Origin of the sequence: Vibrio hannami (genome assembly GCF_029589055.1) — a bacterium.
GTDB lineage: Bacteria > Pseudomonadota > Gammaproteobacteria > Enterobacterales > Vibrionaceae > Vibrio > Vibrio hannami.
Map to the genome: position 1 here is coordinate 1,033,676 of NZ_JARQZP010000003.1, position 26,182 is coordinate 1,059,857.

Sequence of the window (26,182 nt, forward strand, 5' to 3'; positions counted from 1 at the left end):
ACAATTACAAAATCCCCACACTTAGTACGGTTTGGACTAAGCGTGGGGATTTTTTCATCAAAAGATATCTAATATCTACTATATTAATAATATTTTAACGATTGCCCTTCAATTTGGTATCAAATCATTTAGACAGTCGATAAAAATATCGTTAGTATTCACGCCCAAGTTTCAAATCAAATGAAACTAACGTAACTTCGTATAATCCCAATGATATGGTTTGGGAGTTTCTACCAAGAGCCTTAAACTCTTGATTATGAAGTCTGTAACTTTATTTTTGTCACTCACAACAAAATCAATGATCTTGTTGTCGTTGATCTTTGTTTAATAAAGGTAGAGACTCATGAATTATTTTGACCTTCCTAAGATAGATCTACATTGCCACCTTGATGGTAGCGTTCGCCCTGAAACTATTATTGAACTGGCAAAACAACAAAATATTTCATTACCTACTGAAGATATCGAACAAGTTCGAGAGCTGATGATCGCTCCTGAAACTTGCCCTAACCTTGATGAATACTTAAAACGTTTTGAGCTACCACTATCAGTAATGCAAAGCGCTGAGGCGATTGAGCGAATCTCTTTTGAGGTATTCGAAGATGCTGCGAAAGAAAACGTGAAGTATCTTGAGGTTCGATTTGGCCCATTGCTCCACCAGCAAAGAGGCCTCTCTGGATGAGATCATAACGGCTGCTGTAAAAGGAATGCAAAAGGCGGAATCTCAATACGATATCAAGGGTAATTATATTCTGTGTATTTTACGCCATATGCCAAAAGACCAAATAAAGAAGGTTGTGGATATTGGCGCAAAATATCTGGGTAAAGGCGTAACAGCCTTTGATTTAGCAGGTGGTGAACTACCCGGCTTTTGTGAAGAATTTATCCCCTACGCAAAATATGCTTCGGAAAAAGGATTCCACATCACCATTCACGCTGGTGAACAAGGATCCGGTCAGAACGTTTATGATGCTATTAGCATGTTAGGAGCTGAGCGCGTTGGACATGGCATCCACATAAAAGGCCATAAAGGTGCCTATGACTTGGTTAAAGCGCAAAACGTCGCGCTGGAAACTTGTCCAAGCAGTAACGTACAAACTAAAGCAGTTGATGACCTAAAGTCTCACCCTGCCAGTAAGTTCCTGCGAGATGGTGTAACTATCACCATCAATACGGACAACCGCACGGTGTCAAACACCACCATGACCGATGAAGTGCGTAAAGTGATCGAAGAGTTTGAGTTAACGGAAGAAGAATACTTCGCGATCTATCAAATTAGCGCTGAATCGTCATTTGCATCCGATGAGGTAAAGCAGCTGTTGCTGGCTCACTTACCAAAGTAGGCAATGAAGCATAACCTCAACGCAAACAGGCTAGCAAAACGCTAGCCTGTTTTTATTAGCATAAATTCAAGCGGTTAAAACTAATGGTACTTATAAGGTTGCTTGAAGAAAGTAAACAGCTCCCTCAGTTTATCCTTATCGGATGCTGACATTGACTCGAAACGAATACCGTACGTGAAGTGCTCATTTGATGGATCGCTATGCACAATTTTTGCTCCCAATGACAGGGTTCTACCCGTTTTTGAAGCTATCTCTGTGGGCATATGCAGTTGAACAGTCAGTACTTTGTTGACTTCAAACTCTGAGCTGGAACGAATCTTTAAACCTTCCATGCTGATATCATGGGTTAAGCCATCCGCTGTCGTTGCGTTCTGGCTAAGATGAACACGAATTTTGTTCTCAGCTCTTGGGGTTCTTCTCTGATCATGACCTTCCAGCCCAACAGACTCATTGAGTTCTGTAACAAAACCTCTGAGCTGTCCATCTAACTGTTCTGAAATGTTGTAGAGATCACCAGCAACCATAGATGTCGTTTTCGCTTTACCACTACTCTCAACTAACACTGAGAACAATTCCTTCAATTTACTATCCAGATATTCTAAGTTTGTTGTCTGTTCATGGTTGTAACTTGAAATCACAGAAGCACTCTCGGTAGTCTTACTGATACCGTCAGACATTGAGGTGAAAGATTCCACAGTCTGGGCTGATTTTTCCTGTGATTGGTGTACTGCGCTTACCACACCTTGCATTGAACCAACAGATGTCTCCACCTTTTCCATTAATTGAGAAATCAAATCAGAAATCTCACCACTTGAGCTAGAAGTCCGGGCTGCTAGGTTACGCACTTCATCAGCAACAACGGCAAAGCCTCTACCCTGTTCGCCTGCACGAGCTGCTTCAATCGCAGCGTTCAACGCTAATAGATTGGTTTGATCTGCAATATTATGAATTGATTCGGTAATTTCGTTAATCTGTTCTGTAAAACTACGCAGCTCTTCCATTTGCTGAGCTGTATGATTGACCGATTGGACAGCTGAATTAAGCTCCTCAATACTTTCATTGACAACCAAAATACCTTTCTCTGCCATATTCAAAGTAGTTTTTGAAACCTCAGTAGTGCTATCAATGTGTTCACTCACCACGTTCGATGTGTCGATCAAGGAATTGATTGCATCAAGAACCTGCGTTGAACTCTCCTGCTCTAACTTGCTGCTCGAAGATATTTCTGCAGAAACCGTAGATACTTGCTGAGCAGAATGTGCCATCTGGCGACTATTTTGCTGAACAACATTTATTACGTCATGCAGAGACACCCGCATCTGTTCAACATTCCTGGTCAGGTCACCCATCTCATTATCGTGATGTTCATTTTCATCGTAATCCCTTAGATCACCACTACTGATTCTTTTAGTGGTTTTCACCGCTCTATTAATCGGATTGACAATGTTTTGAACAATAATAAAAGACAGTGCGATTGCCACAATTAAAGCGATGAATGCACCAATTACCTGGTTTCTTTCCATCACAAGGATCGCTTTTTCAGATGCTTGACTAAACATCACGACTGCCTTGTTCATCGTCGCCAAAACCTTAACGCTATGAGCACTTATTTCTTCTAACGCTTTTACGTCATAGCTATTGTTTGCGATTTGGGAGATCTTCTGATGTTGCTGACCCCAGAGTGCTTTAACCTGTTCCAGTTGGGTTGCGATTTCTGGCGCTGCCGGAGGTAGTTGTACGGGTTGTTTCATCCCTACATCTAAATAGGTCGTACCACCATAGGTCAGGGCCTGTAATGAAATATCAAATAGCTTTTTGCTATTCTCTATCGAAGATAGATTCGGTTTACTGTTGTGCTGCTGCGCAACATGAAGCGCTAACATAAACTCTTTGGTTAACTTTTGGGTAAGCATCCTTTGCCTACCCGCAATATTGATCACGAGGCTATCGTCTTTCTGCTGGTTTAAGGAGACAACCGTATAGCTGACCAGCCCTGAAATCACGACAATAAATAGGAGGGTGAGAATCTGAAGCTTTCTTTTGACACTGAAATTAGCAAAGCTAAACAGCGAGCCTTTTTGCACTGACATTGAATATCCTTATACTTAGAGCGTATTTTATTCTTCTAAGTATTAAGCTAGACCGTAGTGCATACGGAATCAAGCGCTTAAGCGTTCATACCTCTCATTCTATCTATGTATTTTCTCACAAGATGAAGCGACGTAGCAGTCTCTACCTGACTCCTTAGCCCTATATAACGCTTTGTCAGCAAGCTTGATTAAATCAATTTGTCCTATAGCATCAACTGGATACACAGATCCTCCAATACTTACTGTTATGTAAGTACTCTTGTTGTCATAAACAAATTCATGTTTACGGACGGTACTTAGCAGTCGCTTAGCTATCTTTAACGTCCTGTCGAAATTAGTTTCAGGGAGAATGACGACAAACTCTTCCCCCCATATCTGAAAAACTTATTCGTTTCTTTTAGTTCTACTTTTAAGAGTTTTGCAAATGTTTTAAGGACTTGATCACCAAACCAATGACCAAACTTATCATTAATAGCTTTAAAGTGGTCGATATCAATAAAGAGAACCCCAAATTGCTGTGATTTCTCGGAAGAGTATTCAATTTCCGAATCTACAAACTGATAAAAAGGGCGCATATTGTACAACCCTGTTAAAGGATCCCTTACCGCGAGTTCCTCTAGTCGTTCCATAAGCTCCAGGTTTTTTGCTTTAGATGTCGCTTCTCTAATGCTTTTTCGACAGAGTTCAGTAATATATCCAGATCTTCAATTGGCTTGAGTAAATAGTCATATGCACCAGCTCTGAGGCAATCGATAGCGGTGTGTTCATCACTCTGTCCTGTTAGTACAATTACATCCACATCAAGATTAGAGTTATTTATGTCCCTGAGTAACTCAATACCGTTTTTATTTGGCATTCTAATATCGGTAACGACCACATCTATATCTTCAGACAAGATTATCTTGTATCCAGCATCCCCATCTTCTGCTTGGAATACGTTATATCCCTCATCCTGAAGTAACTCCAACAATATCGCTCGAATCTCGGGCTCATCATCTACAACTAATACCGTATCTGTCACATCAATCCCCTAGTTTTGCGTAAGCTCTGCGTCATCTAACACAGGCAAAGTAATTCTCATCGTTGTTCCATCTTTACTAGTCTTCGCGACGTCAATTGAACCTTTGTGATCTTTGATTATTCCGTATGAAATTGACAACCCAAGCCCAGTGCCTTTGCCTTCATCTTTCGTTGTAAAGAATGGATCGTATATCTTCGTTTTAATTTCGTCATCAATTCCATTCCCACTATCTACAATTAAAACCTCTATAAACTTGTCATCACTATCAGACCGTTTGGCTATTATTAATATGTCTTTGTTTTGCGCATCTGAGTCTGAAATAGCGTCGCGGGCATTTCCTAGTAGATTAAGCATAACCTGCTCTAGCTGATAAGGCACTCCAGATACAAACAATCTATCTTCAGCTAACTCGACTTCTGTATTTATACCCTTGAGCTTTAGCTGCTCACCCACCATAAAGAAACAATCATTAATAACTTTTTTGACGTCTACTTCCTGAAACTCTTTGGAAGTTTGTCTAGAAAAGGTTCTAAGGTGATCAATGATACTCATCATACGTTTCGAGTTTGAAAGTACTGATGATACAAAGCCTTCTAAGTGGCTATCATCAACCAATCCTTTCACTCGTTTTCTCTCAAGCAATTGGCTTCCGTTACGGATTATCATTAGTGGCTGATTTAACTCATGCGCAATACCTGCGGTTAATTCCCCTATCGACGCTAACTTACTCGCTTGTATGAGTTGCTCCTGTGTAAGTTTAAGCTCTGTGTTCGAGTGTTCTAACTCCTTCTGAACTTGTTTTAATTGGCTAATATCAGTAGCAACAAATATCACCCCTTCTGAACTATCGGCGCTGTTCAATAATCGAGAACTAGAGAGCTGAACAGGAACTCGTTCTCCCTCTTTTGTTACCAAGAAACCATCGGTTCTTTTGGTTGCAATGTCACTATGCCCCAATTGTTCTGAAGTATCTTCAACAGTTATCAGTTCCGTTATTTGTTTTCCAAGTAGCTCCTCTTTCGAATATTTCAAGGTTGCCAGCGCATTATCATTAACAACCTCGATCTTTCCTGATGCCGAGACCACTATCAAGCTTTCATTCATATTTGCTAATAGACTATCAAGGTAATCTTTAGATACGGTTGTTTTACGCAGAGTGCTTGTCATTTCATTGAAGGCTGCACTTAGGGTGCCTATTTCGTCATTACCTCGAACTTTTGATTCATGATTCAAATTTCCTGTTGTCACCTTCTTTACAGATTCTAGAAGGTCACCAATCCTGGATACAACGGAGTTACCGACCTTAAGAGATATAAGTAAAACTAATACAAAGCTAGCCGTCCCCAATATTGATACAAAAACGATAAATTGGAGTACTGTATCACTTGCTTTAGACAGCGAATAATTCACCTCCATTGTTTGGTGCACTACCGATTCATCTACCGTTTCCAAAATTTCTTCTTCATAATCTTCTACCGATTCGAGCAGATCCCTTATTTGGTTATCTATTTCTATTAACCTGTCACTTGTCACTTGTCAGCAGTATTTTATCAGCAATGATTACTAGAGCATTTATTCCTATGTGATTACTCAGATCTCTTATAGAATTTTTAAATAATTCTCGTTCTAAATTAGATTCTTCTTCTTCTTCTCCTTCCAGTATCGTCAATAAAGAGGAATAGGTTTGAACATAAAAGATTTTTAAATTAGTTATTAAATCATCAATACGATTTTTGGAAATAACGTCACTCGGTTCTATTGATAGACTATTTTTTAAATAAGAAAGCTCATCGAACATTTCACTAAATTCATCTACTAATTTCTCTTCTTCTGCTGCTAAGGAGAATATTTCATTCGCAAAGGTTTCAAATGCCTTTTTATGGTTGCTCATCGCTTGTTTTAACTCAAGCTCTGCCGTATCAGAATCATGAATCACCCACCGCTCCAACCAGACATCAAAAAGCTCAAGCGATTCCGCAAACTCTTCCATTTCATCGACATCACCGGTTGCCACAAAGCCCTGAATTTCAGCAAACAATCGCTTGGATATAGACTTAAGCTCCAGTATTGCTACAATGTCAGGCACCGTATCATGTGCAACATCATTAAAAAGCTTTTGAGATTTACTAAAGCCAGATATCGCAGCGATCATCAACAAAGAAAAACAGATTAAATAGAGCAATAAATTGGTTCTTAGCTTTTTCGTCAAGGACCAGTTCTTAATATTCATCCCACAAAACCTTTACCGAACAATGATTTTATTATACTAAATTATGATATTAGTATTATTTTAACCTATAAAAGTAATATGTTTTTTTTAATACTTTGAACAAATTCTAAAAATCTCGTAAAACTTGCTGATATCTCGCCGACAGATAATTCTCGAGCCCCTTGTGAAATTTTGAGCTTTACGGGAATGTTTTTTCTGTTTTAAAAATCAGTCATTAACGGCACAATGATACTCCTACACTCTTCTATCTACATGTAAAGAACTCATGATTAAAGCACTTTTATTTGATATGGATGGCTTGATTTTCGATACAGAAGGTCTGTATAAAATCGCATGGCAGAAAGCGGCTAAAGATCAGGATATTGAGTTAACTGACGATTTGTATCGTAATTTTATTGGTGTACAAGACCCTGCATGTGAGCAGCTTTTAATCGATTGGTTTAGTGAACAATTAGATATAGAACGGTACAGAACCGTCAGAGATAGTTATCTGGCAGAGCTGAAGTCAGGGCAACCTGAATACAAAGCTGGGTTCAAACCTCTATTTACAGAAGCAAAACAGAAAGGCCTAAAATTAGCGCTCGTTACCTCTTCATTTCTTAAAGACGTAAAGCACCATTTCGAAAATTCAGGCTTTCTTGAACAGTTTGATGTAGTAATCACCGCTGAAAAGGTAGAAAACGGTAAGCCAGCACCTGACTGTTACATAATGGCTTGTGAGGCAATCGATGTTGAGCCACAACATTGTCTGGTACTCGAAGACTCAAACAACGGTATGTTGGCCGGATTGAACGCAGGGTGTCAGGCAGCGATGATACCTGACCTCCTACCACCCAACGATGAAGTTAAGCAACGAGCAACCTACATTGTTTCATCGCTGCGCGACATTATCTCAGTGATTGAGAGTTAATCTTTGTACTTTAGGGGTTTGACAACACTGTCCAGCCCCTCAACTTTTAGAGCTAGACAGAGTTGCATCAACTGCCCTAGCTCTCCTTCCGGAAATTGCTCTTTTCTGGCAAACCAGAGTAAATATTCCTCGGGCAAATCTATAAGTACTCTGCCCGCATATTTTCCAAATGGCATTTGTGTTCGGGCTAATTTGAGGAGGTTCTGCTTTTCTAACATTGGAGTATTCTTACAAAATAATAGCGCTCACTAGCCTATAGCGCTTTATAGGTTTTCACCACTCTTTTTGTCAGTTTTATGGTGAGTTCATAAGGTATCGTCCCTACTTCATTGGCTACCTTTTCTATCGGAAGATTTTCTCCCCAGAACTCAACGCTATCACCAACTCTATCCTGTGAGTCGAGCCCTAAATCCACGGTTATCATATCCATCGACACCCGGCCTACAATTGGTACTTCCCGCCCATTTACCCAAATAGGCGTTCCTGATGGTGCCAACCTCGGATAGCCATCTCCGTAACCCATTGCGACAACACCAATTTTGGTCGGCGTTGATGATTTCCAGATTTCGCCATAGCCAACAGGCTTTCCTGCGCCATGTTCCCGGACCGATATCAATTTAGATTGCAGCGTCATCACTGGCTTCAGGCCGTACTCAGAGCCTATGCTGTTTTCATCTGGAGATATTCCGTAAAGCGCAATTCCAGCTCTTACCTGGTCAAAATGGGCCAGGTCCCAGAATAAAATACCTGCGGAGTTTGCGATTGATTTGGCTCCGGGAAAGTCAGCAATCACCGATTCAAAAACGTCTATCTGATGCTGAGTTACTGAAGATTCTTTATCATCAGCGCAGCTAAAATGGCTGACGAAATTTATTTCACCTTTTATATTTGAACTGTTGCTCAACCTTTCTACGTATTCTGATACGTCTCCAGGTTGAACGCCTAAGCGATGCATTCCTGTGTCAACCTTTAGCCAGGTGATGATTGGTTGGCTTAGTCGAATAGCTACAAGGTCTTCTAGCTGAGTTTTGTCGTGAATAACGGTTTGAAAGTTCAATTCAGATGCCACGGCTAAATCTTCACGACAAAAACAGCCTTCAAGCAATAATATTGGCTGCTGTATACCAGCGGTTCTTAGCTCCATCGCTTCTTCTATTCTGGAGACTGCGAACGTATCGGCGATATCTAAAGCTTTAGCAACTTCGACCGCACAGTGACCGTATGCATCACCCTTTATTACCGCAATAACCCTATTACAACGACTGATCTCTTTTAGCCTGGCGTAGTTGTGCCTTAGAGCATTAAGATCAATCACAGCTTCCGCAGTGATCATAAGAACTCCATAAGAATAGATTTAACAATTTTAAGAAGCTACTTCTTATCAAGATAAGAAGTAGCTATAAGGATAATTACTCGGTTGCAGACGCTTCGTCTGCTTTTGAAGAAGAGAAATAACTCTTAGTTAGAGAGAAGATAACCGGACTTAACACCGCAAGCGCAATTAGGTTAGGTATCGCCATCATCGCATTCAGCGTATCACCCAACAGCCAGACAAAGTTAAGCTCAGCCATTGCACCTACCGGTAAAGCAAGAACAAAGATAACGCGGTATACGATAACTGCCTTAGCACCGAACAGGTACTCTGCACAACGCTCACCATAAACAGACCAGCCTACAATCGTTGTGAAAGCAAAAACTGCAAGGCTGATAGCTACAAGATAGCTACCCCAACCAGGTAAAATATGACCAAATGCAGCAGACGTTAGTGCAGCACCCGATTCACCACCAGTCCACTCACCTGAGATTATAATCACAAGCCCAGTGATACTACAGATAACTAAAGTATCCAGGAAGGTACCAAGCATAGCGATCAAGCCCTGACGAACAGGATCATCCGTTTGAGCACTTGCGTGAGCGATTGGCGCAGAACCAAGACCCGCTTCGTTCGAGAATACGCCTCGTGCTACACCAAATCGAATTGCCATCCATACTGTAGCTCCGGCGAAGCCACCTTCAGCTGAAGCTGGCGTGAATGCATGCTCAAACACTAACGCAATCGCAGCACCTAGCTCACCGAAGTTCATTAGTAGGATGATTAATCCACTGACGATATACGCAATTGCCATAAATGGAACCATTGCGCCTGCAAACTTACCCACACGCTTAAGGCCACCGATAATAACAGCGCCAGCTAAAACCATGATAACGATGCCGACAACCAAAGGAGAAAAAGAAAAGTTAGATTCCAGCACCTGTGCAATAGAGTTAGACTGAACAGCGTTACCGATACCAAAGCTTGCTACCGCGCCAAACAGAGCGAATAACGTACCCAGCCACGCCCACTTCTGTCCCATACCGTTTTTGATGTAATACATCGGGCCGCCGACATAGGCACCATTTTCATCTTTTTCACGATACTTAACCGCAAGTACAGCTTCACCGAACTTAGTTGCCATACCAACGAGGGCCGTTAACCACATCCAGAACAGTGCACCTGGGCCACCAATAAATACCGCAGTAGCAACACCTGCAATATTACCTGTACCTACAGTCGCAGACATCGCAGTCATCAATGCCTGAAATGGCGGAATTTCCCCATCGCCACCAGAAGAGCGGCCACTCCACATCAGTTTAAATGCTCGTCCTATATTGAATATAGGCATAAACTTCAAACCAACGGTTAAATAGATACCAACTCCTAGAATAAGAATTAGCATAGGTACGCCCCACACTATTCCATTCAACTGACCTATTAGGTCTGTTATTACTTCCATTTATTATTCTCCGTATTTATAACATTCAGATTTCTTTAGGCAAAAGCATCTGTAATTGCATAAAACACCAAACTGAGTTTAAAAGTGCAAATTACAGACCAATTTAGTAACTCTCTTCGATAATAATATGCCAAAGAGAGCTAATTCCTGTAATGAATCAAAATAAGTGGAATAGTGCAAGAGAGGATAATTCACTCAGACCGAATTTAATAGAATATAGTTCCGACAACAGTGCTGATATACAGAATATTCCACCGATTACAATGAGGTAAATCTTGACCTTTTTCTTAGTGTAAAACTAAAACACTCCCAATAAATATAGCCTACAGCTACCAGATATAACTCTATTCTCTCATCAAAATCCAGCTAACATTCACCAGCATGGTGCAACAAAGCACCACATTGGTGAATAAGTAACGATTTGACAGCATAAATAACCAGACATATATCAGGGGTGTGGACACATTTAATAAAAAATATTTCATTAAATCTTATAATTCTCACATAGCACATAATCCTAAAAGAAATAGGTTCTGCATAATTATATAAAACTTAGAATTTTTTAATTCTGGCATTTAGTTTTATTGACCTTAATTCAGACAGAATTATTTTCTATTTATATTCGTATTTTCAACATATAAAAAAACATTACCAGAGAAAGAAATCAGTCCCAAAACCTACCAAAACCCCGATATCTCACCTACCACAGTATATAAAAAGCTCATCACCCCCTCATAGTTGTCACGAATTTTGCACTACATAAATCAACAATACATAAAACATTTATCTACACGACATCGAATTAATGGAGAACTAAAATGGAATTACAAAAACCATATCTACTATTCCTGGGTGATGCAGCCGATCCGCTAGCCGCTAAAGTTGCTCAAGGGATCAAAACCTGGCATCCGGAATACTGTGTAGGTCAATTCAGACTTCCTGAATGTAATGCTGATTGTCAGTTAGAAGATATGTCTATTTCTGAAGCCGTAGCAGCTGACGCAAAAACACTGGTTATTGGCGTGGCTAATAGAGGTGGCGTCATTTCAAAAGAGTGGATCAGCGTATTGATTGAAGCTCTTGAGTCTGGATTGGATCTCGCGTCAGGTCTTCACAATAAACTTGCTGACATCCCGGAAATTGTCGAGTGTGCAAATAAAAATGGCCGTAAGTTATTCGATGTTCGCTATCCAACTCAAAGTTACCCTGTAGCAAATGGTAAGAAGCGCACTGGCCGCCGTCTATTAACTGTTGGCACAGACTGTTCATGTGGCAAGATGTACACTTCTCTGGCAATTGAAAAAGAGATGAAAGCTCAAGGAAGGAATGCTGACTTCAGAGCTACAGGTCAGACTGGTATTCTGATTTCAGGCGAAGGAGTTAGTGTTGACTGCGTAGTCGCTGACTTTATATCCGGTGCTATCGAGACTATCTCGCCAGACAACAGTGCTGATCATTGGGATGTAATCGAAGGTCAGGGCTCACTATTCCATCCTTCGTTCGCTGGCGTAACGACCGGGTTAATTCATGGTTCTCAGCCTGACGCACTGGTACTTTGTCATGAGCCAACACGTACACACATGCGTGGACTGCCTGAATATTCAGTACCTGAAATCCAGAGCTGTATGGATGCGAATATCGCTACTGCAAAGCTAACCAATCCGAATACTCAGTTTATCGGCATTTCGGTGAACACTTCTCTTTTAGAAGAAAAAGAAGCACTATCTTATATGGATAAACTTGAGTCAGAGTTTGGCATCCCTGTTGTTGATCCATTCCGCCAGGGTGTTAGCCGAATTGTAGAGAAGCTATCGGAGCTAAAATGAAGCTAAAACTATCAACCAATAGTTGGCCAATCCGGGGAAGTTTTACGATATCCCGAGGCAGTAAAACACAGGTTGATGTCATTGTTGTTGAGTTAGAGCAAAATGGCATCATAGGGCGAGGAGAGTGCGTTCCATACGGTCGGTACAACGAATCTATAGAAAGCGTATTAGCTGAACTGGAAAGTATTCAGGCCTCTGTGGAAAGTGGCGTAAATCAGAAAGAAATTCAAAGTCTCCTGCCTTCCGGTGCTGCACGAAATGCTCTTGACTGCGCGTATTGGGATCTGAAATGTAAAAGCAAAGGTATATCGATTTGGGATAGTCTTTCTATTACACCCGAGCCCCTGGTTACGGCATATACGCTCTCGCTTGATACACCTGAAAACATGGAACAGGCGGCGATAGAAAATGCTCACAGACCTTTGCTCAAGTTGAAACTTGGAGGCAAGGAAGATCTAGACCGGGTAAAAGCGGTACGGCGCGGAGCACCAGATTCAGATATTATCCTGGATGCCAACGAAGCATGGGATGCCAACATCTATCAAGCCTTGATACCAGAACTTGTAAAGCTTGGTGTTAGCATGATAGAACAACCGTTTCCGGCCGATAAAGATGATGTTTTGCTAAAACTTCCGCGTCCCATTCCAATTTGTGCCGACGAATCCTGTCATGATAGAAAGAGCCTAGCCCAAATCATTGATCGTTATGAAATGATCAATATAAAGATAGATAAAACCGGTGGACTAACCGAGGCTCTGGCATTAAAACAAGAGGCAGAACAGGCAGGTTTACAAGTGATGGTTGGCTGCATGCTAGCATCTTCTTTAAGTATGGCTCCTGCGTTTGTTGTTGCACAGGGTGCACAAATTGTCGATCTTGATGGCCCGTTACTGCTAAGCCAAGACATCAAACATGGATTTAAATTTGAACAAAACCGAATGCTGCCATTTACTCCAGCACTTTGGGGATAAAGATAATAAAGGTTAAAACTATGGAACGTACCGTATACGTTAACGGAGAATTTCTCCCTGAATCAGAGGCTAAGGTTTCAATATTTGATCGCGGCTTTCTGTTTGCAGATGCGATTTATGAAGTCACCGCAGTTGTCGATGGCAAACTCCTGGACAACGATGGCCATATTGCTCGCCTAGCGAGATCATGTAACGAACTGGAATTAACCAACCCATTTACTGCCGAGTCGTTAACAGAGCTCCAAAAAGAGATCGCGAGACGTAATAACCTGATAGAAGGTGGGATTTATCTACAGGTAACCCGAGGCAACGCTGGTGATAGAGACTTCGCTTACCCAGCTGAAGATGTGCCGCCTACAGTAGTGATGTTCACCCAGTCTCGCTCTGTCGTAGAGACACCAAAGGCCGAAAAAGGCGTTAAGGTAATCTCAATACCTGATATCCGTTGGCATCGAAGAGATATCAAAACAACACAGCTATTATCCGCGTGTATGGCTAAACAAGCAGCCATCAAAGCAGGTGCCTCAGACACATGGCTTATCGAAGATGGGTATGTGACAGAGGGAAGCTCTAACAATGTTTATATCGTAACAAAAGAAGGCAAGGTAGTTACCCGCCCCCTAAGTAACGACATCTTACACGGCATAACACGCGCAGCTCTGTTGAAAATGGCTTCAGACGCTAATATCGAAATAGAGGAACGCCTGTTTACAATTGAAGAAGCCTACGATGCAGAAGAAGCATTTTTAAGCTCAGCTTCGACATTTGTATGGCCCGTTGTTCAAATTGATGACAAAACTATTGGTTCTGGAAAACCAGGGCCTGTAGCTAAAAAAGCTTAGAGAAATATATCTGGAAATTGCGAAATCAACAGGTATTTCTATATAACAGACAGTATTAATTGATTAAATATGCCACACACATCTTTGTTTGTGGCATTTTTTGTTATAAATCAACACCTGTTAACAATCTGATTTATAATGAAATAAGCTTTCCATTCATCTTTTCTATCTCTCAGTTTCTCATTGTCAAGATTTTTCCCTGCTTCGGTTTCCAGTATAATCCTCCGCTTGTACTGAGATTAGTGGCTAATTTTCATACAATTCGAGATGTATCACGAAAGATAATTTGCCAGCAGTAGCGACAAAATACTCATATACACTACTGAATAATTATTCTCAGGACAGACATTTGAAATAATTCAAGGAGTCCAAATGGAATTTTTACAATCCTTTTGGGATGATTGGTGATCTAACCTGGGGCTGGGCACTTATCCCATTCCTGGTGATCTTTGGCCTGTTCTTTACTATTGTTACGGATTTTGTACAGTTCAGGTTCTTTAAACGCATGTTCCGCGTATTGCTGACGAAAAACCAAACAGCTGGCGAAAAATCTATCTCAGGCCGTGAAGCACTTTTACTATCCGTTGGTGGCCGTGTAGGTGGTGGTAACATCGCTGGTGTCGCAGTAGCGATTACTCTAGGTGGTCCTGGTGCAGTATTCTGGATGTGGGCGATTGCGCTTGTCGGCATGGCAACCAGCCTGGTTGAATGTTCTCTGGCTCAGCTATACAAGCGTAAAAGAAGGCGACGATTTCCGTGGTGGTGCGGCTCAGACTATTGTATATGGCCTTGGTAAAGACTACCGCTGGTTGGCTTACGTATATGCTGTATGTCTGATCGCTTCATTCGCAATCGGCTTTAACGCATTCCAGGGCAACACTGTAGCTGGCGCAGCAGCAGACAGCCTTGGTATTGACCGCATGTACACTGGCGTTTTCCTCGCTGGCGTGGTTGGCTTTATCATTTATGGTGGTATCCACCGTATCGCTAAAGCAGCCGATGTAATTGTACCGATCATGGCCGTTGCATACATGCTAATCGCAATAGTGATCATTCTTATGAACATCGCTGAACTTCCAGCGGTTATCGCTTCAATCGTAAGCAATGCGTTCGGTCTTGAAGAAGCCGTTGGTGGTGGTATGGGCGCTGCACTGGCACAAGGTCTTCGTCGCGGTCTGTTCTCGAACGAAGCTGGCCTTGGTTCAGCGCCAAACGTAGCGGCAACTGCAGACGTAACTCACCCTATCAGCCAGGGTATCACTCAATCTCTGTCTGTATTTATCGACACTATTATCGTATGTAGCTGTACTGCATTCGTTATCCTTCTGGGTGACGTTTACGTACCAGGTGCCGATATCGATGGTGTTGTTCTAACTCAGCAGTCACTAGTATCACATCTTGGTGAGTGGGCGAAGTACTACCTGACATTTGCTATCCTGCTGTTCTCTTTCAGCTCGGTAATCTACAACTACTACCTTGGTGAAAACGCACTAGCATTTATGTCTAAGAGCAAATCTGCTCTGCACGTACTGCGTGCCGCTGTAATCCTGATTGTATTCACTGGTGCTGTAGCACCTGCTGCAACTTCAGTATTCTTCTTCTCAGATCCTATGATGGGTATTCTGGCGGTAGTGAACTTGCTGGCACTGATCATGCTGTTCCCAACAGCGATGAGAATACTAAAAGATTACCGTGCACAACTTGCAGAAGGTAAAGAACACCCAGAGTTTGACTCTGCTAAGTTCGCAGATCTTGATATCGATGAGACAGCGTGGCCGAAGAAAAGCTAATTTTGCTTAATTCGCACCATAAATAGTTGATAAAAGCTCCTTCGGGGGCTTTTTTAGTTCTTGCACCTGATTAAGTTTAACGCCAAACTGACGCTCCATTTACCGTTACAGCACTCAAGGAAAGCCAATGCCTTTTATCAGCACGATTCAGTTGATCGCACTCGCCGCTATTTGGGGTAGCTCATTTCTTTTTATGCGATTAACCGCTACGGCACTGGGACCAGCAGTCCTCATCGAAGCAAGGGTAGCACTAGCAGCTCTATTCCTTTTTATCGCCTCACTTTATTTAAAGCGTCGCCTCCCTTTACTCGAATTTAAAAAACACTTCTTTATTATCGGATTGTTCAACACTGCCCTTCCCTTTTTACTATTTGCTTACGCAGCACAAACTCTCAATGCCTCAACGCTATCAATACTTAATTCTACTGCTGCTATCTGGGGAGCCGCTATAAGTGTCATCTGGACAAAGGAACCACTTACTAAAAAAGCAACTTTGGGCTTACTGGTTGGCGTTATAGGTGTTGTGATTTTGGTAGGATGGGATGCAGCCAGAATTGGCAATAATGCCTTACTTCCTATTCTGGCAGGCGTATTTGCTGCCGCTTGTTATGGTATCGCTAGCAACTACGCAAAAACAGCACCTAGTATTTCATCTTTCGATAATGCACATGGAAGTATGTGGGCAGCCTCGTTGCTCGTCTTACCAATGGCTATAGTCATGCCAGTCAGAGAAGTTCCCACTCCAGATATGGCTTTCTCTGTCATCGCACTAGGAGTGATATGTACAGGCGTCGCTTATCTGCTTTATTTCAAATTGATTTCAGAGATAGGAGCGGCTTCTGCGCTATCCGTTACCTTCCTTATTCCTGCATTTGGAATTTTATGGGGCTACCTGATCCTCGATGAGCACGTTGGCTGGAATACCCTTGTCGGGACAATCCTGGTTCTATCAGGGATAACCATGGTTACCAATTTTTCATTACGCCGATTAATCCATTCACGTTTTCAAACAAATTAATCTGGACAGCTTCTCACAGCGCTATTTGCTCTGACATTCTTCTGACGTAGAATTCATTGTTTTTTCATAAAATCACCCTCCAGCCTCCCCCTCGTCAGGGGGAGGTTATGATTTATAACGCAAAAATATTAGAGTTACAGATGACAGATCAAATACTTAATAACGGACAACCTGGTAAACCGTCAGGTATGGACCGTTTTTTAAACGCAATCGAAAAAGCCGGCAATAAAATCCCGGATCCCGCAATCCTATTCTTTTACGCATTACTTATTGTTTGGGGTGCATCCGCTTTACTTTCAAATGTCTCATTCGATCTTATCAACCCAAGAACCGGTGAAGCACTAGTAGTCAGTAACCTTCTTACTGGCGAAGCGATGGCTTCTTTCCTTGCTAATATGGTTAAAACCTTCACTGGCTTTGCTCCTCTTGGTATCGTTTTAGTTGCTATGCTGGGTGTAGGCGTTGCAGACTCTTCTGGCTTCATCACTACTGGCCTTAAGAAGATGCTTAACTTCACCGCAGAAGCTTCTTACTCCAATGCTTATCCTGGTAGCTATCGTGTCACACACTGCTGCTGATGCTGGTTACGTTCTTGTTATCCCATTAGGTGGTATCATCTTCCACGCTGCTGGTCGTCACCCTCTAGCGGGTATCGCTGCTGCATTCGCTGGTGTATCCGGTGGTTTCTCAGCAAACTTTATCCCTTCTGGCATCGATCCACTACTGGCTGGCTTTACTCAAACAGCTGCGCAGGTACTGGATTCAGAGTACGTTATCAACCCACTAGCTAACATCTTCTTTACTGGTCTTTCATCAGTGATCATTGTTGCTATCGGCTGGTATGTAACTGAGAAGATCATTGAACCTCGCTTGGTAAATACCCCTGTAGATGAAGATGCAGAAGAAGCACCAGATCTGGGCACTTTCACTGAAACTGAATCAAAAGCGTTCAAATGGGCAGGCTACTCTATGCTTGCTGGTATCGCTCTTCTAGTATTCGCAATCATGCCTGAAAACTCAGCACTTCGTTCACCAGAAGGCGAAATCACGGCTTTCAGTGCACCGTTAATGCAGTCAATTGTTCCGTTGATTTTCATCCTGTTTATTATCCCAGGCATCGTTTACGGCAAAGTTTCAGGCACATTCAAATCGAGCAACGATGTAATCAAAGCAATGTCAGATACAATGGCAACAATGGGTGCTTACATTGTAATGTCGTTCTTCTGTGCTCAGTTCCTTTCAGCATTTAGCCAGTCAAACATCGGTACTATGCTAGCGCTATACGGTGCTGAAGGTCTTAAGGCAATGGATCTACCTGGTCAGGCAACGGTTGTGGGTATGATTCTGCTTACTGCGTTTGTTAACCTGCTTGTAGGTTCTGCATCAGCGAAGTGGGCTTTGATTGGTCCTATTCTTGTTCCAATGTTGATGGCAGTTGGTATTTCACCAGAGCTTTCTCAGGCGGCATACCGTGTTGGTGACTCCGTATCGAACATTATCTCACCACTGATGGTATTCTTCCCACTAGTTGTGGTTTACTGCCAACGCTATGTCAAGTCAACTGGTATCGGTACTCTGGCTTCTCTGATGATGCCATTCTCTATTGCAATGCTGATTGGCTGGACTGTCTTCTTGCTTGCATACTGGGCTCTTGGCATTCCTCTGGGTATTCAGGCTCCGTACACTTACAGCATGTAATAAAAATTCTGCAGCAGCCTATGGCTGCTGCAGTCCTATTCAGCGACCGATAGCACACTTCTTATCTTGTTCAATTAACACTTCAAACTCTGATTGTTTCATTGGCTTGTGATACAAAAACCCTGCACATAATCGCACCCCATGGTGTTTAGTTTAGCCGCATGAATAGGCGTTTCTACACCCTCTGCCACCACCTGAATACCTAAGTTTTTGGCCATCTTTATCATCGTATTACAGAGAGTTTCGCTAGCAAAATCCGCATCTAGTTTGTCTATAAAGGAGCGATCAATTTTAAGAGTATGTACTTTGAACTGCTGTAGATATGACAAAGATGAGTAACCTACCCCGAAATCATCAATCGCTACATTCACACCAAGATCTTTCATCGACATCAGCCGATGAAGCGCTTTAGAATCACTCTGAATAAGTACATTCTCAGTTATCTCTATCAATAGAGCATTCTCGCCTAAGCTGGTTCGGAATAAGGCTTCGGTGAACTTATTAAGCCATTTACTGCCAGACTTTAACTGAATTGGAGACACATTGAATCCCAGGCAGAAATCTGGGTCATAGTTGCGTCGGATATTAGATATAATCTCTATTGAGCGATTCGCAACCCAAAGCCCAATATCATTGATAAGACCGCTTTCTTCTGCTAGCGGTATAAACTCTCCGGGAGAAACCAGTCCGTTTACCGGATGGTGCCAACGAATAAGCGCTTCCGCTTTTTCGATTTTTCCACTATCCAGAGCAATAATAGGTTGTAAATAGAGTTCGAGTTGTTGTTCTGCAATAGCCACTCTCAGGTCATCGAGCATTTGGCGCTTTTTCTGAATGCGCTCCAACATTTCATCTTTAAAAAAGCAATACCCATCGCGTCCTTCTGCTTTTGCTTGATACATAGCGAGATCTGCGTTTTTCATCAACTCTTCACAACTGCGTGCATTATCGGGATAAGTACTGATACCAATACTCGCTGATACTAGAATACGCTCACCACTGATAATAAAAGGTTCACTAAGCTCTTGATGTATCCCTTCAACAAATTGAGATAACTTAGTTTTGTCTGTCCAGTCATTTGCAATAATGGTAAATTCATCGCCCCCTAACCTGGCTATGGTGTCGTTTATATTAATAGCCTGCTTAAGCCTTTGTGCAACAGCAATAATGAGCATGTCCCCAAAGTCATGGCCCATAGTATCGTTAACATCTTTAAAACCGTCCAGGTCGATAAATAACAATGCAAATGTATTACCCTCAGGTAGTGTCTGAATAAGGTTATTTATTAGCTCATAGGTATGACGTCTGTTTGGAAGACCAGAAAGGCTATCTTTGTATGCCTGACTGTGTAGTTTTTGGTTAACAATATTTAGCTCAACAGTGCGTTGCTCAACTTTTAATTCGAGTGTTTGGTCTCTTTCGGAAATTTGCTCCATCATATTGTTAAAGCAAAGCGCCAAATCGCCCAACTCATCTGTACCGGAAGCTTCAGCTCTTAACGAATAATCGTTAGTGTTCGTCACTCTGTTTGCGATACTAGCTAAATCAAGAATCGGTTTTACAAACCGGCGACCCAACCAGATAGAGACAATAAGACACATTGCCAGAATAAGTAGTGTAATCACCCCCAAAAATATACTGTAGAACCTGATATGTTCTGCATGATTGCTATTATCAGCATATATTTCCAGCCATCCATGATTAACACCATCAAGGACTAGAGGAAGCGATATTGTTCTCTGCGCAGAACTTCTCACACCAGAATTTTTTTCGTTTCGCTTAGAAATAGAAACGAACTTATTGTTATTTTTATCGAACACTACCGCATGAGTAATACTCGATTGATTCATTAAGGGCTCGATCAGCTCCGTCGCGGCACTAATATCCTCAAACAAAATGGATGCGGTAAGGTTAGGTTGCAAGATTTCCGCGATAGAACGTAGACGGCGCTCTTCGGCAGTTTCCATTCGCTCCAGTTCATAAGCAGAAAGTACGATCGACGTTATCAACACAGAAATGCCTGATACCAGCATCAATAAGGTGACTAACTTAACGTATATTGATTTACTAAGTGGAATGCTGCTAAACCCGGTCATTTTGTATCCTCGACAACGCGCCCTAGCCTTAGTACTTTGGAGCTTAGTTTTATTCCGGCTTGTTTTAGGTTTTGCGGGCTCACTTCAAATCTGATTTTTCCTCCGGTAATAAAGAAAGAAAGGTGCCCCCCCATATCAATAAAGTTTTTTTCTTCTCCGATAAGCATACCGGTATGACTTTCCAAAATATTATTTATACTTGTGAATGGCTGTTTATTGCTGATGTAAAGAGAGTGACAATCCGGGTCTGGTTTTGAGATAAGTTTCAAAACCACAGGCCGGTTTTTGATACTTCTTGTGCTAAGAGCCTGATTCGCGATACCAATAAACTCAGCATCATTGCTGCAAATACGATATGTTTTTTCTATTGCTGGCTCGAACCACCAGCCCTCACTGAATCGAGCAAAATTGTATATAAAGCCTGCTTTTAAGGCGTACTCTCTTCCATTTGCCGTGGCCTCCCCTACGGCAAAGCAGGACAAAATAATCAACATTAAACTTCTAGCACGCAGTAACCCCATCGAGTAGCTTCCTTAAAAGTCAATATTAATTCGCGCTGTTATAGATGGTTCAATATATGAGGGTACCTCGTACGCTTCCTGCTCATTGGAATATTCAACCTTGTCGCCATAAAACAAGTTGTTCCCCGTAATTGACAGTAATAAGTTAGGGTCTATTTGCCAGCTCCAGCTAACATCAATCGCGGTAAAGTCATTCGTACCGTATGCCTCACCTCTCTCGTGACGAACAATTGAATAAAGTGAATGATGACTATTTACTGACCATATCGCTTTAGCCAACCAATGTTGTAGCTCTGAATCAAAACCAACCGCGCTCCGAAGTTGGGATCCAAGTTCATATTCATAATTGGTATAACTATAACTAAACTCCGTTTTTAGGTTTTCTGTCGCTTGCCAGGCTATCAATAACTCGCCACCATAGGTGTTTAGTTCTATGCCAGAAACGAACGAATAGTTAATAGTTGAAGAAGATAATAATCCTGGTAGAAAATTAGTACCGAACAACAGGTCTGACTGATACGCGCCTAAAAGCTGTTCTACAGTATGAGGCCCGAGTTCGGTATCTATAGCAGGTACATCTCTTGATTTGGTGTAAAAGCCAGATAAATCTAGGCTAAACGAATGATCTATAAAACGATAACCAAACTCTTGTGAAACCGACTTTTCCGCGTCGATGTCTTCGTTCCCTCTCAGCACACTCTTTATCTGAGTGTCTAACCCCGGGATGATGTAAGACGCTTTCGCACTCTTGGTCAAAAGCTCAAAATCATATTCCGCCAATGATGGGATTCGAACTCCCTGAGATACTGAGGTCCAAAAGGTATGTTGAATATCGGGCATCCAAACCATCTTGAGCATAGGCTGGTGCTCCCAGCCAGTAATACTATTGTGCTCTGACTTGTTTCCAATAGTGAGGTTTAATGTTTGCGGTATTAGCTCGTATTCAGCCTGCAGAAATGCACCATAATGCTCAAGGGCATCGACATTATTAATTTGGGACACATACGCGGTATCCTCAATAGCGAGATCGATATATTGATAGTTCAATCCCATATCAAATCGCAGTTGATTGATTTCGGTATTAAGCTGGTAATCAGCATCGAATTGCTTCTGATTTTCTTCAAAAAATATAGATTTGCTGTCTACGAAAGAATAGGAGAATTGAAATGCCTGAGTTGTTCTCGAATCTAGTGAATGTTCAATTTTGCCACTAAAAAAAGAGTCCTTACGATCGGTTTCAATGTCAGTATGATGATTTACAAAAGTGGCTAATTCTGGCACCTCAAGCATACCTGAAGGCTTAGTTTCCTGATAACCAGCTTGGAACAACATGAAAAGGCGTTCAGAAAGATTTAAATCAAGCCTTCCTCCTATCCCATAAACACTCGAACTGTCATTTGCTTTCGACCCAAACTCCGTTCTATCCGACGCATTGTGCTCCCTGCTTACCGCATGCACACGATATGACCCAGATTTATCTAGTGCTTTACCATAACTCACTCCCACATTATGGTTGATTTGGTCACCTAGGCTCCCCTGAACCGTCAGCCCTCTTGTGTCCTCAGTGTGCTTTGTGATGATATTAATCACACCGTTTGTTGCGTTACTTCCCCATAATAACGCCCCTTGCCCACGTACAACTTCTATTCGCTCTATATCATATAGAGGAATATCAAGTGCTTCCCAATTTACCCCGACATGAACAACATCATATACGCTGCGACCATCGACCATCACGAGAAGCTTACTTGAGTATCGGCTTGCCACTGCTCGAGATGTGATAGCCCATAAGTTTTTGTCTATCTTTCTAGCTTGAATCCCAGGCACTAGAGTCAGTGCCTGTGGAATAGAGCTGACACCTGAACGTCGGATTTCTTCTCCCGACAACACATAGACGGATGCGGCGGTCTCATTTGCTGATTGTAATCTTTTCATGACCGAAGATAACTGAACGTCTGACGCCATCAACGAATCTAGGTCCAGCAGAGAGTCCCCTACATCACTGGCTAAAACCGCATATGGCAGTAATAGACTGCTCAACACAGTCATTCTATATAATCTCATATTCCAACACCTATCAAAGCAACGACCTCAAACGTCAAAGTGATAAATACTAGAACCTCGGAACCGCATACAATTATTCACCATGGTTATATCAAAGAATTGCGAAACAGCTCTAAATTACCCTTACATTCAATACGTTATGCGTATTAACAAAAGAATCAATTGATTTTCAAAAGCTTCTGCCGCAAGCGTAGTGAAACGCGGCAATAAAAAGGTAGAATTCTTCGCTGAACACTCTTAACCGACTCCACCGCTAACCACTATGAGCCACGATTCTTGTTTCACACCTTTTAAGCAATCTATTGACAGTATTTCTCTCCCAGAGAAGTTTACTTTTCCTTTCTATTATCGTCCCCACCCCTTGTGTATTGCTGCAGTGTCCGAACTGCAACACTACCTGGAGACTCAAGATGAGTGGCAACACAATTTTGGATTAGAGGGAAATACAGCAGATGCCATCGGTAAAATGTTCGGTGTTCTGGTGGTAAAGAACAGAGAAGGTGAACTTGGTTACTTATCCGCATTTTCAGGAAAGATGGCAGACAAGAATCTGATACCAGGATTTGTGCCACCTGTGTTTGATATGCTGACTGAAGATAGCTTTTTCTTAATTGAACAAGAAGAGATAAACGCTATTAATCGTAGAATTGAAAGACTGGAAGCTAATGAAGAAATAAAACATGCGGAAATTGAGTTAAACAAAGCAAAAACAGAATCTGAAAGAGCCATTACTGCTCACCGCTTGGCAATGACCGAGAATCGCAAAAAAAGAAAAGGCGCTTCGCAATACACCCGCTCCCGGCATGTCTACTCAGGAGCACTCTGAACTGATACAACAACTGAACCAGCAAAGCGTTATCGAAAAGCTACAACTAAGGGATCTGAAAGCCCACTGGGAGCAAGAAATAGCAAAAGCTCAGGAGGTATTTAACCATCAGAAGCAACCACTTGATGCTCTGAAAGCGGAACGTAAAACACGTTCAAACAGGCTCCAGAAACAGTTATTCGAAAGTTACCGATTCCTGAATACGTTTAGCGAAGTAAAAGACCTTCTCGATATATTTAAAGACACCAGTGCAGTAGTACCACCAGCAGGTGCAGGTGAGTGTGCTGCGCCCAAACTACTGCAGTATGCCTTTATTCACGGCTTAACTCCGGTGTCGATGGCGGAGTTCTGGTGGGGACTTTCGCCAAAATCGGAGATACGACGCCATAAAAACTTCTATCCGTCCTGTAAAGGAAAGTGCGAACCAATTCTGGGTCATATGCTTGCCGGCATAGAGATGGATGAAAATCCTCTGTTAAAGAATCCGGCTGAAGGCAAAGAACTTGAGATCATCTATCAAGATGAGCATATGGTGGTAGTAAACAAGCCCGCTGAATTTCTGTCCGTTCCTGGTAAGAATATTCAAGATTCGGTTTATACTCGTATTAAGAACATGTTCCCGGAAGCAACAGGTACGCTGGTTGTTCACCGCCTCGATATGTCTACTTCAGGCCTGATCGTTCTGGCTTTGAGTAGCCGGGCGCAAAAACAACTTCACAAGCAGTTTATTACCCGGGAAGTACAGAAGCGTTATGTTGCTTTAATTGAGGGGGTTCCTGAGCTGGATAGTGGAGAAATACATCTGCCATTGCGCGGTGATCAGGATGATCGCCCAAGGCAACTCGTTTGCTTCAAACACGGTAAACCGGCAGAAACCCGCTGGGAAAAAGTCGAAATAAGAGAGAACCAGTGTAAAGTTTATCTTTACCCTAAAACCGGCAGAACGCACCAACTTCGGGTGCATTGTGCTCATCAGGATGGATTAAATATGCCAATTGTGGGTGATGACCTTTATGGTCAGAGTGAAAAGAGACTGCACTTACACGCTGAGTCTTTGAGCCTTGAGCATCCAATTACAAGGGAACCAATGACGTTCAGAGCAAAAGAGTCTTTCTGAACAAGCTCTAGAGAACTTTAACGCTGTCCCGGACGACTAAAGTTGGCTCTAAAGGCAATACCTCTAGAGCCTCCCCTTTGTTTTCGATTCTCTGTAAAAGCGTATCCACAGCCGCTTTACCAAGACGGTACTTAGGCTGATGAATTGTAGTCAGAGGCGGCACCATAAAGCTAGAAATATAAACATCATCATAACCAATAATAGAAATATCTTCTGGTACTGAAATTCCGTGTTTATTCGCTGCGTTGATTATGCCCATCGCCATCATGTCGTTACAGGCGAAGATAGCAGTTGGAAGTCCATCTTTGCCATGTTTTTCAAACAGCTTATTAAACGCATCGACACCGCCATCACACTCAAAGTTCGATTCTACAATCCAATCTTTACGCAATTGCAGTTCAGCTTCTTCTAGCGCCTGACAAAAGCCCGCATAACGGATTTGCGCCTGATGACGCTGTAGTGGCCCGGTTATACAACCGATCTCTTTATGCCCACTCTCGATCAGATGCTTAGCGGCCAGATAACCACCTAACTGGGAGTTGTCTTTAATCTTATCGCTTGGGAAGTGGGTTTCACCCCAATCCATAACAACAGTTGGAATATCCGGGTATCGCTCAAATACGTCCAGATATTGGCCTTCCAGGGTGGAACAAAGCAGCAATAAGCCATCAACACGCTTTTCTAACAGTGTATTGATGGACGACTTCATCCGCTCCTCATCCCCCTCTGTATTACAAAGTATAAGATTGTAGTTTTGTTGGTAGCATCGCCGCTCTACACCCTTCACCACTTCACCAAAAAACGGGTTTGTCGAAGTCGTTACAATTAGGCCAATGGTGCGCGTACGGTTCATCTTGAGGCTACGAGCTAACGCAGAAGGGGCATAATTTAGATCCTTTGCTGCCTTTTGAACTTTTTCAGAGATCTCTTCGCTTACAAATCGGCTCTGGTTAATGACATGGCTTACCGTGGAGGTAGAAACTCCAGCCAGTTTTGCAATATCTTTCATTGTTGCCATGACATCATCCTGTTATTACTGCTCCGATAT

Annotated in this window: 16 protein-coding genes, 5 pseudogenes and 1 riboswitch; of the genes and pseudogenes, 9 read left to right on the forward strand and 12 right to left on the reverse strand. The window is 42.2% G+C overall.

Going from position 1 to position 26,182, the window contains the following annotated elements; all coding sequences use genetic code 11:
- Positions 1-177 precede the first annotated feature (177 nt).
- Positions 178-277: riboswitch (purine riboswitch) on the forward strand.
- A 66-nt stretch (positions 278-343) separates the two neighbouring features.
- Positions 344-1,340, forward strand: a pseudogene (add, locus tag P7F88_RS06375) (adenosine deaminase).
- An 80-nt stretch (positions 1,341-1,420) separates the two neighbouring features.
- On the opposite strand, the gene P7F88_RS06380 reads toward add, so the two are convergent.
- The 5 genes and pseudogenes from P7F88_RS06380 to P7F88_RS06400 form a co-directional block, all read right to left on the reverse strand.
- Complete coding sequence (locus tag P7F88_RS06380; RefSeq protein WP_277822939.1) at positions 1,421-3,430, reverse strand: methyl-accepting chemotaxis protein; 2,010 nt, start codon at positions 3,428-3,430, stop codon at positions 1,421-1,423.
- A gap of 99 nt (positions 3,431-3,529) precedes the next feature.
- A pseudogene (locus P7F88_RS25775) lies at positions 3,530-4,059 on the reverse strand (GGDEF domain-containing protein).
- Positions 4,047-4,451 (reverse strand): response regulator, encoded by a 405-nt coding sequence (locus tag P7F88_RS06390; RefSeq protein WP_277822943.1) that lies wholly within the window; start codon positions 4,449-4,451, stop codon positions 4,047-4,049. Before P7F88_RS06390 ends, P7F88_RS25775 begins: the two are co-directional and overlap by 13 nt.
- Before the next feature lie 9 nt (positions 4,452-4,460).
- Entirely contained in the window at positions 4,461-5,903 is a 1,443-nt protein-coding gene (locus tag P7F88_RS06395; RefSeq protein ID WP_277822945.1) for a sensor histidine kinase, read from the reverse strand.
- 70 nt (positions 5,904-5,973) lie between these two features.
- Positions 5,974-6,681, reverse strand: a complete 708-nt coding sequence (locus tag P7F88_RS06400; protein WP_277822947.1) for a CHASE3 domain-containing protein — start codon at positions 6,679-6,681, stop codon at positions 5,974-5,976.
- A 265-nt stretch (positions 6,682-6,946) separates the two neighbouring features.
- Between P7F88_RS06400 and P7F88_RS06405 the strand changes: the two genes are divergently transcribed.
- On the forward strand, positions 6,947-7,591 hold the full coding sequence (locus P7F88_RS06405) for an HAD family hydrolase (RefSeq protein ID WP_277822949.1): 645 nt from the start codon (positions 6,947-6,949) through the stop codon (positions 7,589-7,591).
- Here the strand turns inward: P7F88_RS06405 and P7F88_RS06410 are convergent.
- The 3 genes from P7F88_RS06410 to P7F88_RS06420 all read right to left on the reverse strand — a co-directional run bounded on the left by P7F88_RS06410 (position 7,588) and on the right by P7F88_RS06420 (position 10,365).
- Positions 7,588-7,809 carry a DUF3820 family protein gene (locus tag P7F88_RS06410; protein ID WP_277822951.1) on the reverse strand — a complete coding sequence of 74 codons (222 nt, stop codon included), beginning with the start codon at positions 7,807-7,809 and terminating at the stop codon, positions 7,588-7,590. The two genes, P7F88_RS06405 and P7F88_RS06410, sit on opposite strands and share 4 nt — an antisense overlap.
- 35 nt (positions 7,810-7,844) lie before the next feature.
- Entirely contained in the window at positions 7,845-8,924 is a 1,080-nt protein-coding gene (gene alr / locus P7F88_RS06415; protein WP_277822953.1) for an alanine racemase, read from the reverse strand.
- Positions 8,925-9,000: 76 nt separating this feature from the next.
- Positions 9,001-10,365: an alanine/glycine:cation symporter family protein gene (locus P7F88_RS06420; RefSeq protein ID WP_277822955.1), complete on the reverse strand. Its 1,365-nt coding sequence runs from the start codon at positions 10,363-10,365 to the stop codon at positions 9,001-9,003.
- A gap of 818 nt (positions 10,366-11,183) precedes the next feature.
- Between P7F88_RS06420 and dgcN the strand changes: the two genes are divergently transcribed.
- From dgcN to P7F88_RS06455, 6 genes and pseudogenes are all read left to right on the forward strand, one after another.
- Positions 11,184-12,191 (forward strand): N-acetyltransferase DgcN, encoded by a 1,008-nt coding sequence (dgcN, locus tag P7F88_RS06425; protein ID WP_277822957.1) that lies wholly within the window; start codon positions 11,184-11,186, stop codon positions 12,189-12,191.
- Positions 12,188-13,162, forward strand: a complete 975-nt coding sequence (gene dgcA, locus P7F88_RS06430) for an N-acetyl-D-Glu racemase DgcA (RefSeq protein WP_277822959.1) — start codon at positions 12,188-12,190, stop codon at positions 13,160-13,162. The genes dgcN and dgcA overlap by 4 nt, the downstream gene beginning before the upstream one ends.
- A gap of 20 nt (positions 13,163-13,182) precedes the next feature.
- Positions 13,183-14,004 (forward strand): D-amino-acid transaminase, encoded by an 822-nt coding sequence (locus P7F88_RS06435; RefSeq protein WP_277822961.1) that lies wholly within the window; start codon positions 13,183-13,185, stop codon positions 14,002-14,004.
- A 505-nt stretch (positions 14,005-14,509) separates the two neighbouring features.
- Positions 14,510-15,794 (forward strand): annotated as a pseudogene (locus P7F88_RS06445) (alanine/glycine:cation symporter family protein).
- Between the two features lie 127 nt (positions 15,795-15,921).
- Positions 15,922-16,812: a DMT family transporter gene (locus P7F88_RS06450; RefSeq protein WP_277822967.1), complete on the forward strand. Its 891-nt coding sequence runs from the start codon at positions 15,922-15,924 to the stop codon at positions 16,810-16,812.
- 140 nt (positions 16,813-16,952) lie between these two features.
- Positions 16,953-18,510, forward strand: a pseudogene (locus P7F88_RS06455) (AbgT family transporter).
- A gap of 98 nt (positions 18,511-18,608) precedes the next feature.
- Here P7F88_RS06455 and P7F88_RS06460 read toward each other — a convergent pair.
- Genes P7F88_RS06460 through P7F88_RS06470 form a run of 3 tightly spaced genes read right to left on the reverse strand, consistent with a single transcriptional unit; the run spans position 18,609 to position 23,191 of the window.
- Positions 18,609-20,606 carry a bifunctional diguanylate cyclase/phosphodiesterase gene (locus P7F88_RS06460; protein WP_277822969.1) on the reverse strand — a complete coding sequence of 666 codons (1,998 nt, stop codon included), beginning with the start codon at positions 20,604-20,606 and terminating at the stop codon, positions 18,609-18,611.
- The gene (locus P7F88_RS06465; protein WP_277822971.1) at positions 20,603-21,100 is read right to left on the reverse strand and encodes a YfiR family protein; all 498 of its coding nucleotides are present in this window, start codon (positions 21,098-21,100) and stop codon (positions 20,603-20,605) included. The genes P7F88_RS06460 and P7F88_RS06465 overlap by 4 nt, the downstream gene beginning before the upstream one ends.
- Positions 21,101-21,139: 39 nt before the next feature.
- Positions 21,140-23,191: a TonB-dependent receptor plug domain-containing protein gene (locus tag P7F88_RS06470; RefSeq protein WP_277822973.1), complete on the reverse strand. Its 2,052-nt coding sequence runs from the start codon at positions 23,189-23,191 to the stop codon at positions 21,140-21,142.
- Between the two features lie 262 nt (positions 23,192-23,453).
- Between P7F88_RS06470 and P7F88_RS06475 the strand changes: the two are divergent.
- Positions 23,454-25,134: pseudogene (locus P7F88_RS06475) on the forward strand (RluA family pseudouridine synthase).
- 7 nt (positions 25,135-25,141) lie between these two features.
- On the opposite strand, the gene P7F88_RS06480 reads toward P7F88_RS06475, so the two are convergent.
- Positions 25,142-26,152: a substrate-binding domain-containing protein gene (locus P7F88_RS06480; protein WP_277822975.1), complete on the reverse strand. Its 1,011-nt coding sequence runs from the start codon at positions 26,150-26,152 to the stop codon at positions 25,142-25,144.
- Positions 26,153-26,182 lie beyond the last annotated feature (30 nt).

Coding starts and splice junctions, on each gene's coding strand:
- alr (WP_277822953.1), bottom strand. CDS start 8,924: ATGATCACTGCGGAAGCTGTGATTGATCTTAATGCTCTAAGGCACAAC.
- P7F88_RS06400 (WP_277822947.1), bottom strand. CDS start 6,681: ATGAATATTAAGAACTGGTCCTTGACGAAAAAGCTAAGAACCAATTTA.
- P7F88_RS06405 (WP_277822949.1), top strand. CDS start 6,947: ATGATTAAAGCACTTTTATTTGATATGGATGGCTTGATTTTCGATACA.
- P7F88_RS06465 (WP_277822971.1), bottom strand. CDS start 21,100: ATGTTGATTATTTTGTCCTGCTTTGCCGTAGGGGAGGCCACGGCAAAT.
- P7F88_RS06480 (WP_277822975.1), bottom strand. CDS start 26,152: ATGGCAACAATGAAAGATATTGCAAAACTGGCTGGAGTTTCTACCTCC.
- P7F88_RS06460 (WP_277822969.1), bottom strand. CDS start 20,606: ATGACCGGGTTTAGCAGCATTCCACTTAGTAAATCAATATACGTTAAG.
- P7F88_RS06470 (WP_277822973.1), bottom strand. CDS start 23,191: ATGAGATTATATAGAATGACTGTGTTGAGCAGTCTATTACTGCCATAT.
- P7F88_RS06435 (WP_277822961.1), top strand. CDS start 13,183: ATGGAACGTACCGTATACGTTAACGGAGAATTTCTCCCTGAATCAGAG.
- P7F88_RS06420 (WP_277822955.1), bottom strand. CDS start 10,365: ATGGAAGTAATAACAGACCTAATAGGTCAGTTGAATGGAATAGTGTGG.
- P7F88_RS06410 (WP_277822951.1), bottom strand. CDS start 7,809: ATGTTAGAAAAGCAGAACCTCCTCAAATTAGCCCGAACACAAATGCCA.
- dgcN (WP_277822957.1), top strand. CDS start 11,184: ATGGAATTACAAAAACCATATCTACTATTCCTGGGTGATGCAGCCGAT.
- dgcA (WP_277822959.1), top strand. CDS start 12,188: ATGAAGCTAAAACTATCAACCAATAGTTGGCCAATCCGGGGAAGTTTT.
- P7F88_RS06450 (WP_277822967.1), top strand. CDS start 15,922: ATGCCTTTTATCAGCACGATTCAGTTGATCGCACTCGCCGCTATTTGG.
- P7F88_RS06380 (WP_277822939.1), bottom strand. CDS start 3,430: ATGTCAGTGCAAAAAGGCTCGCTGTTTAGCTTTGCTAATTTCAGTGTC.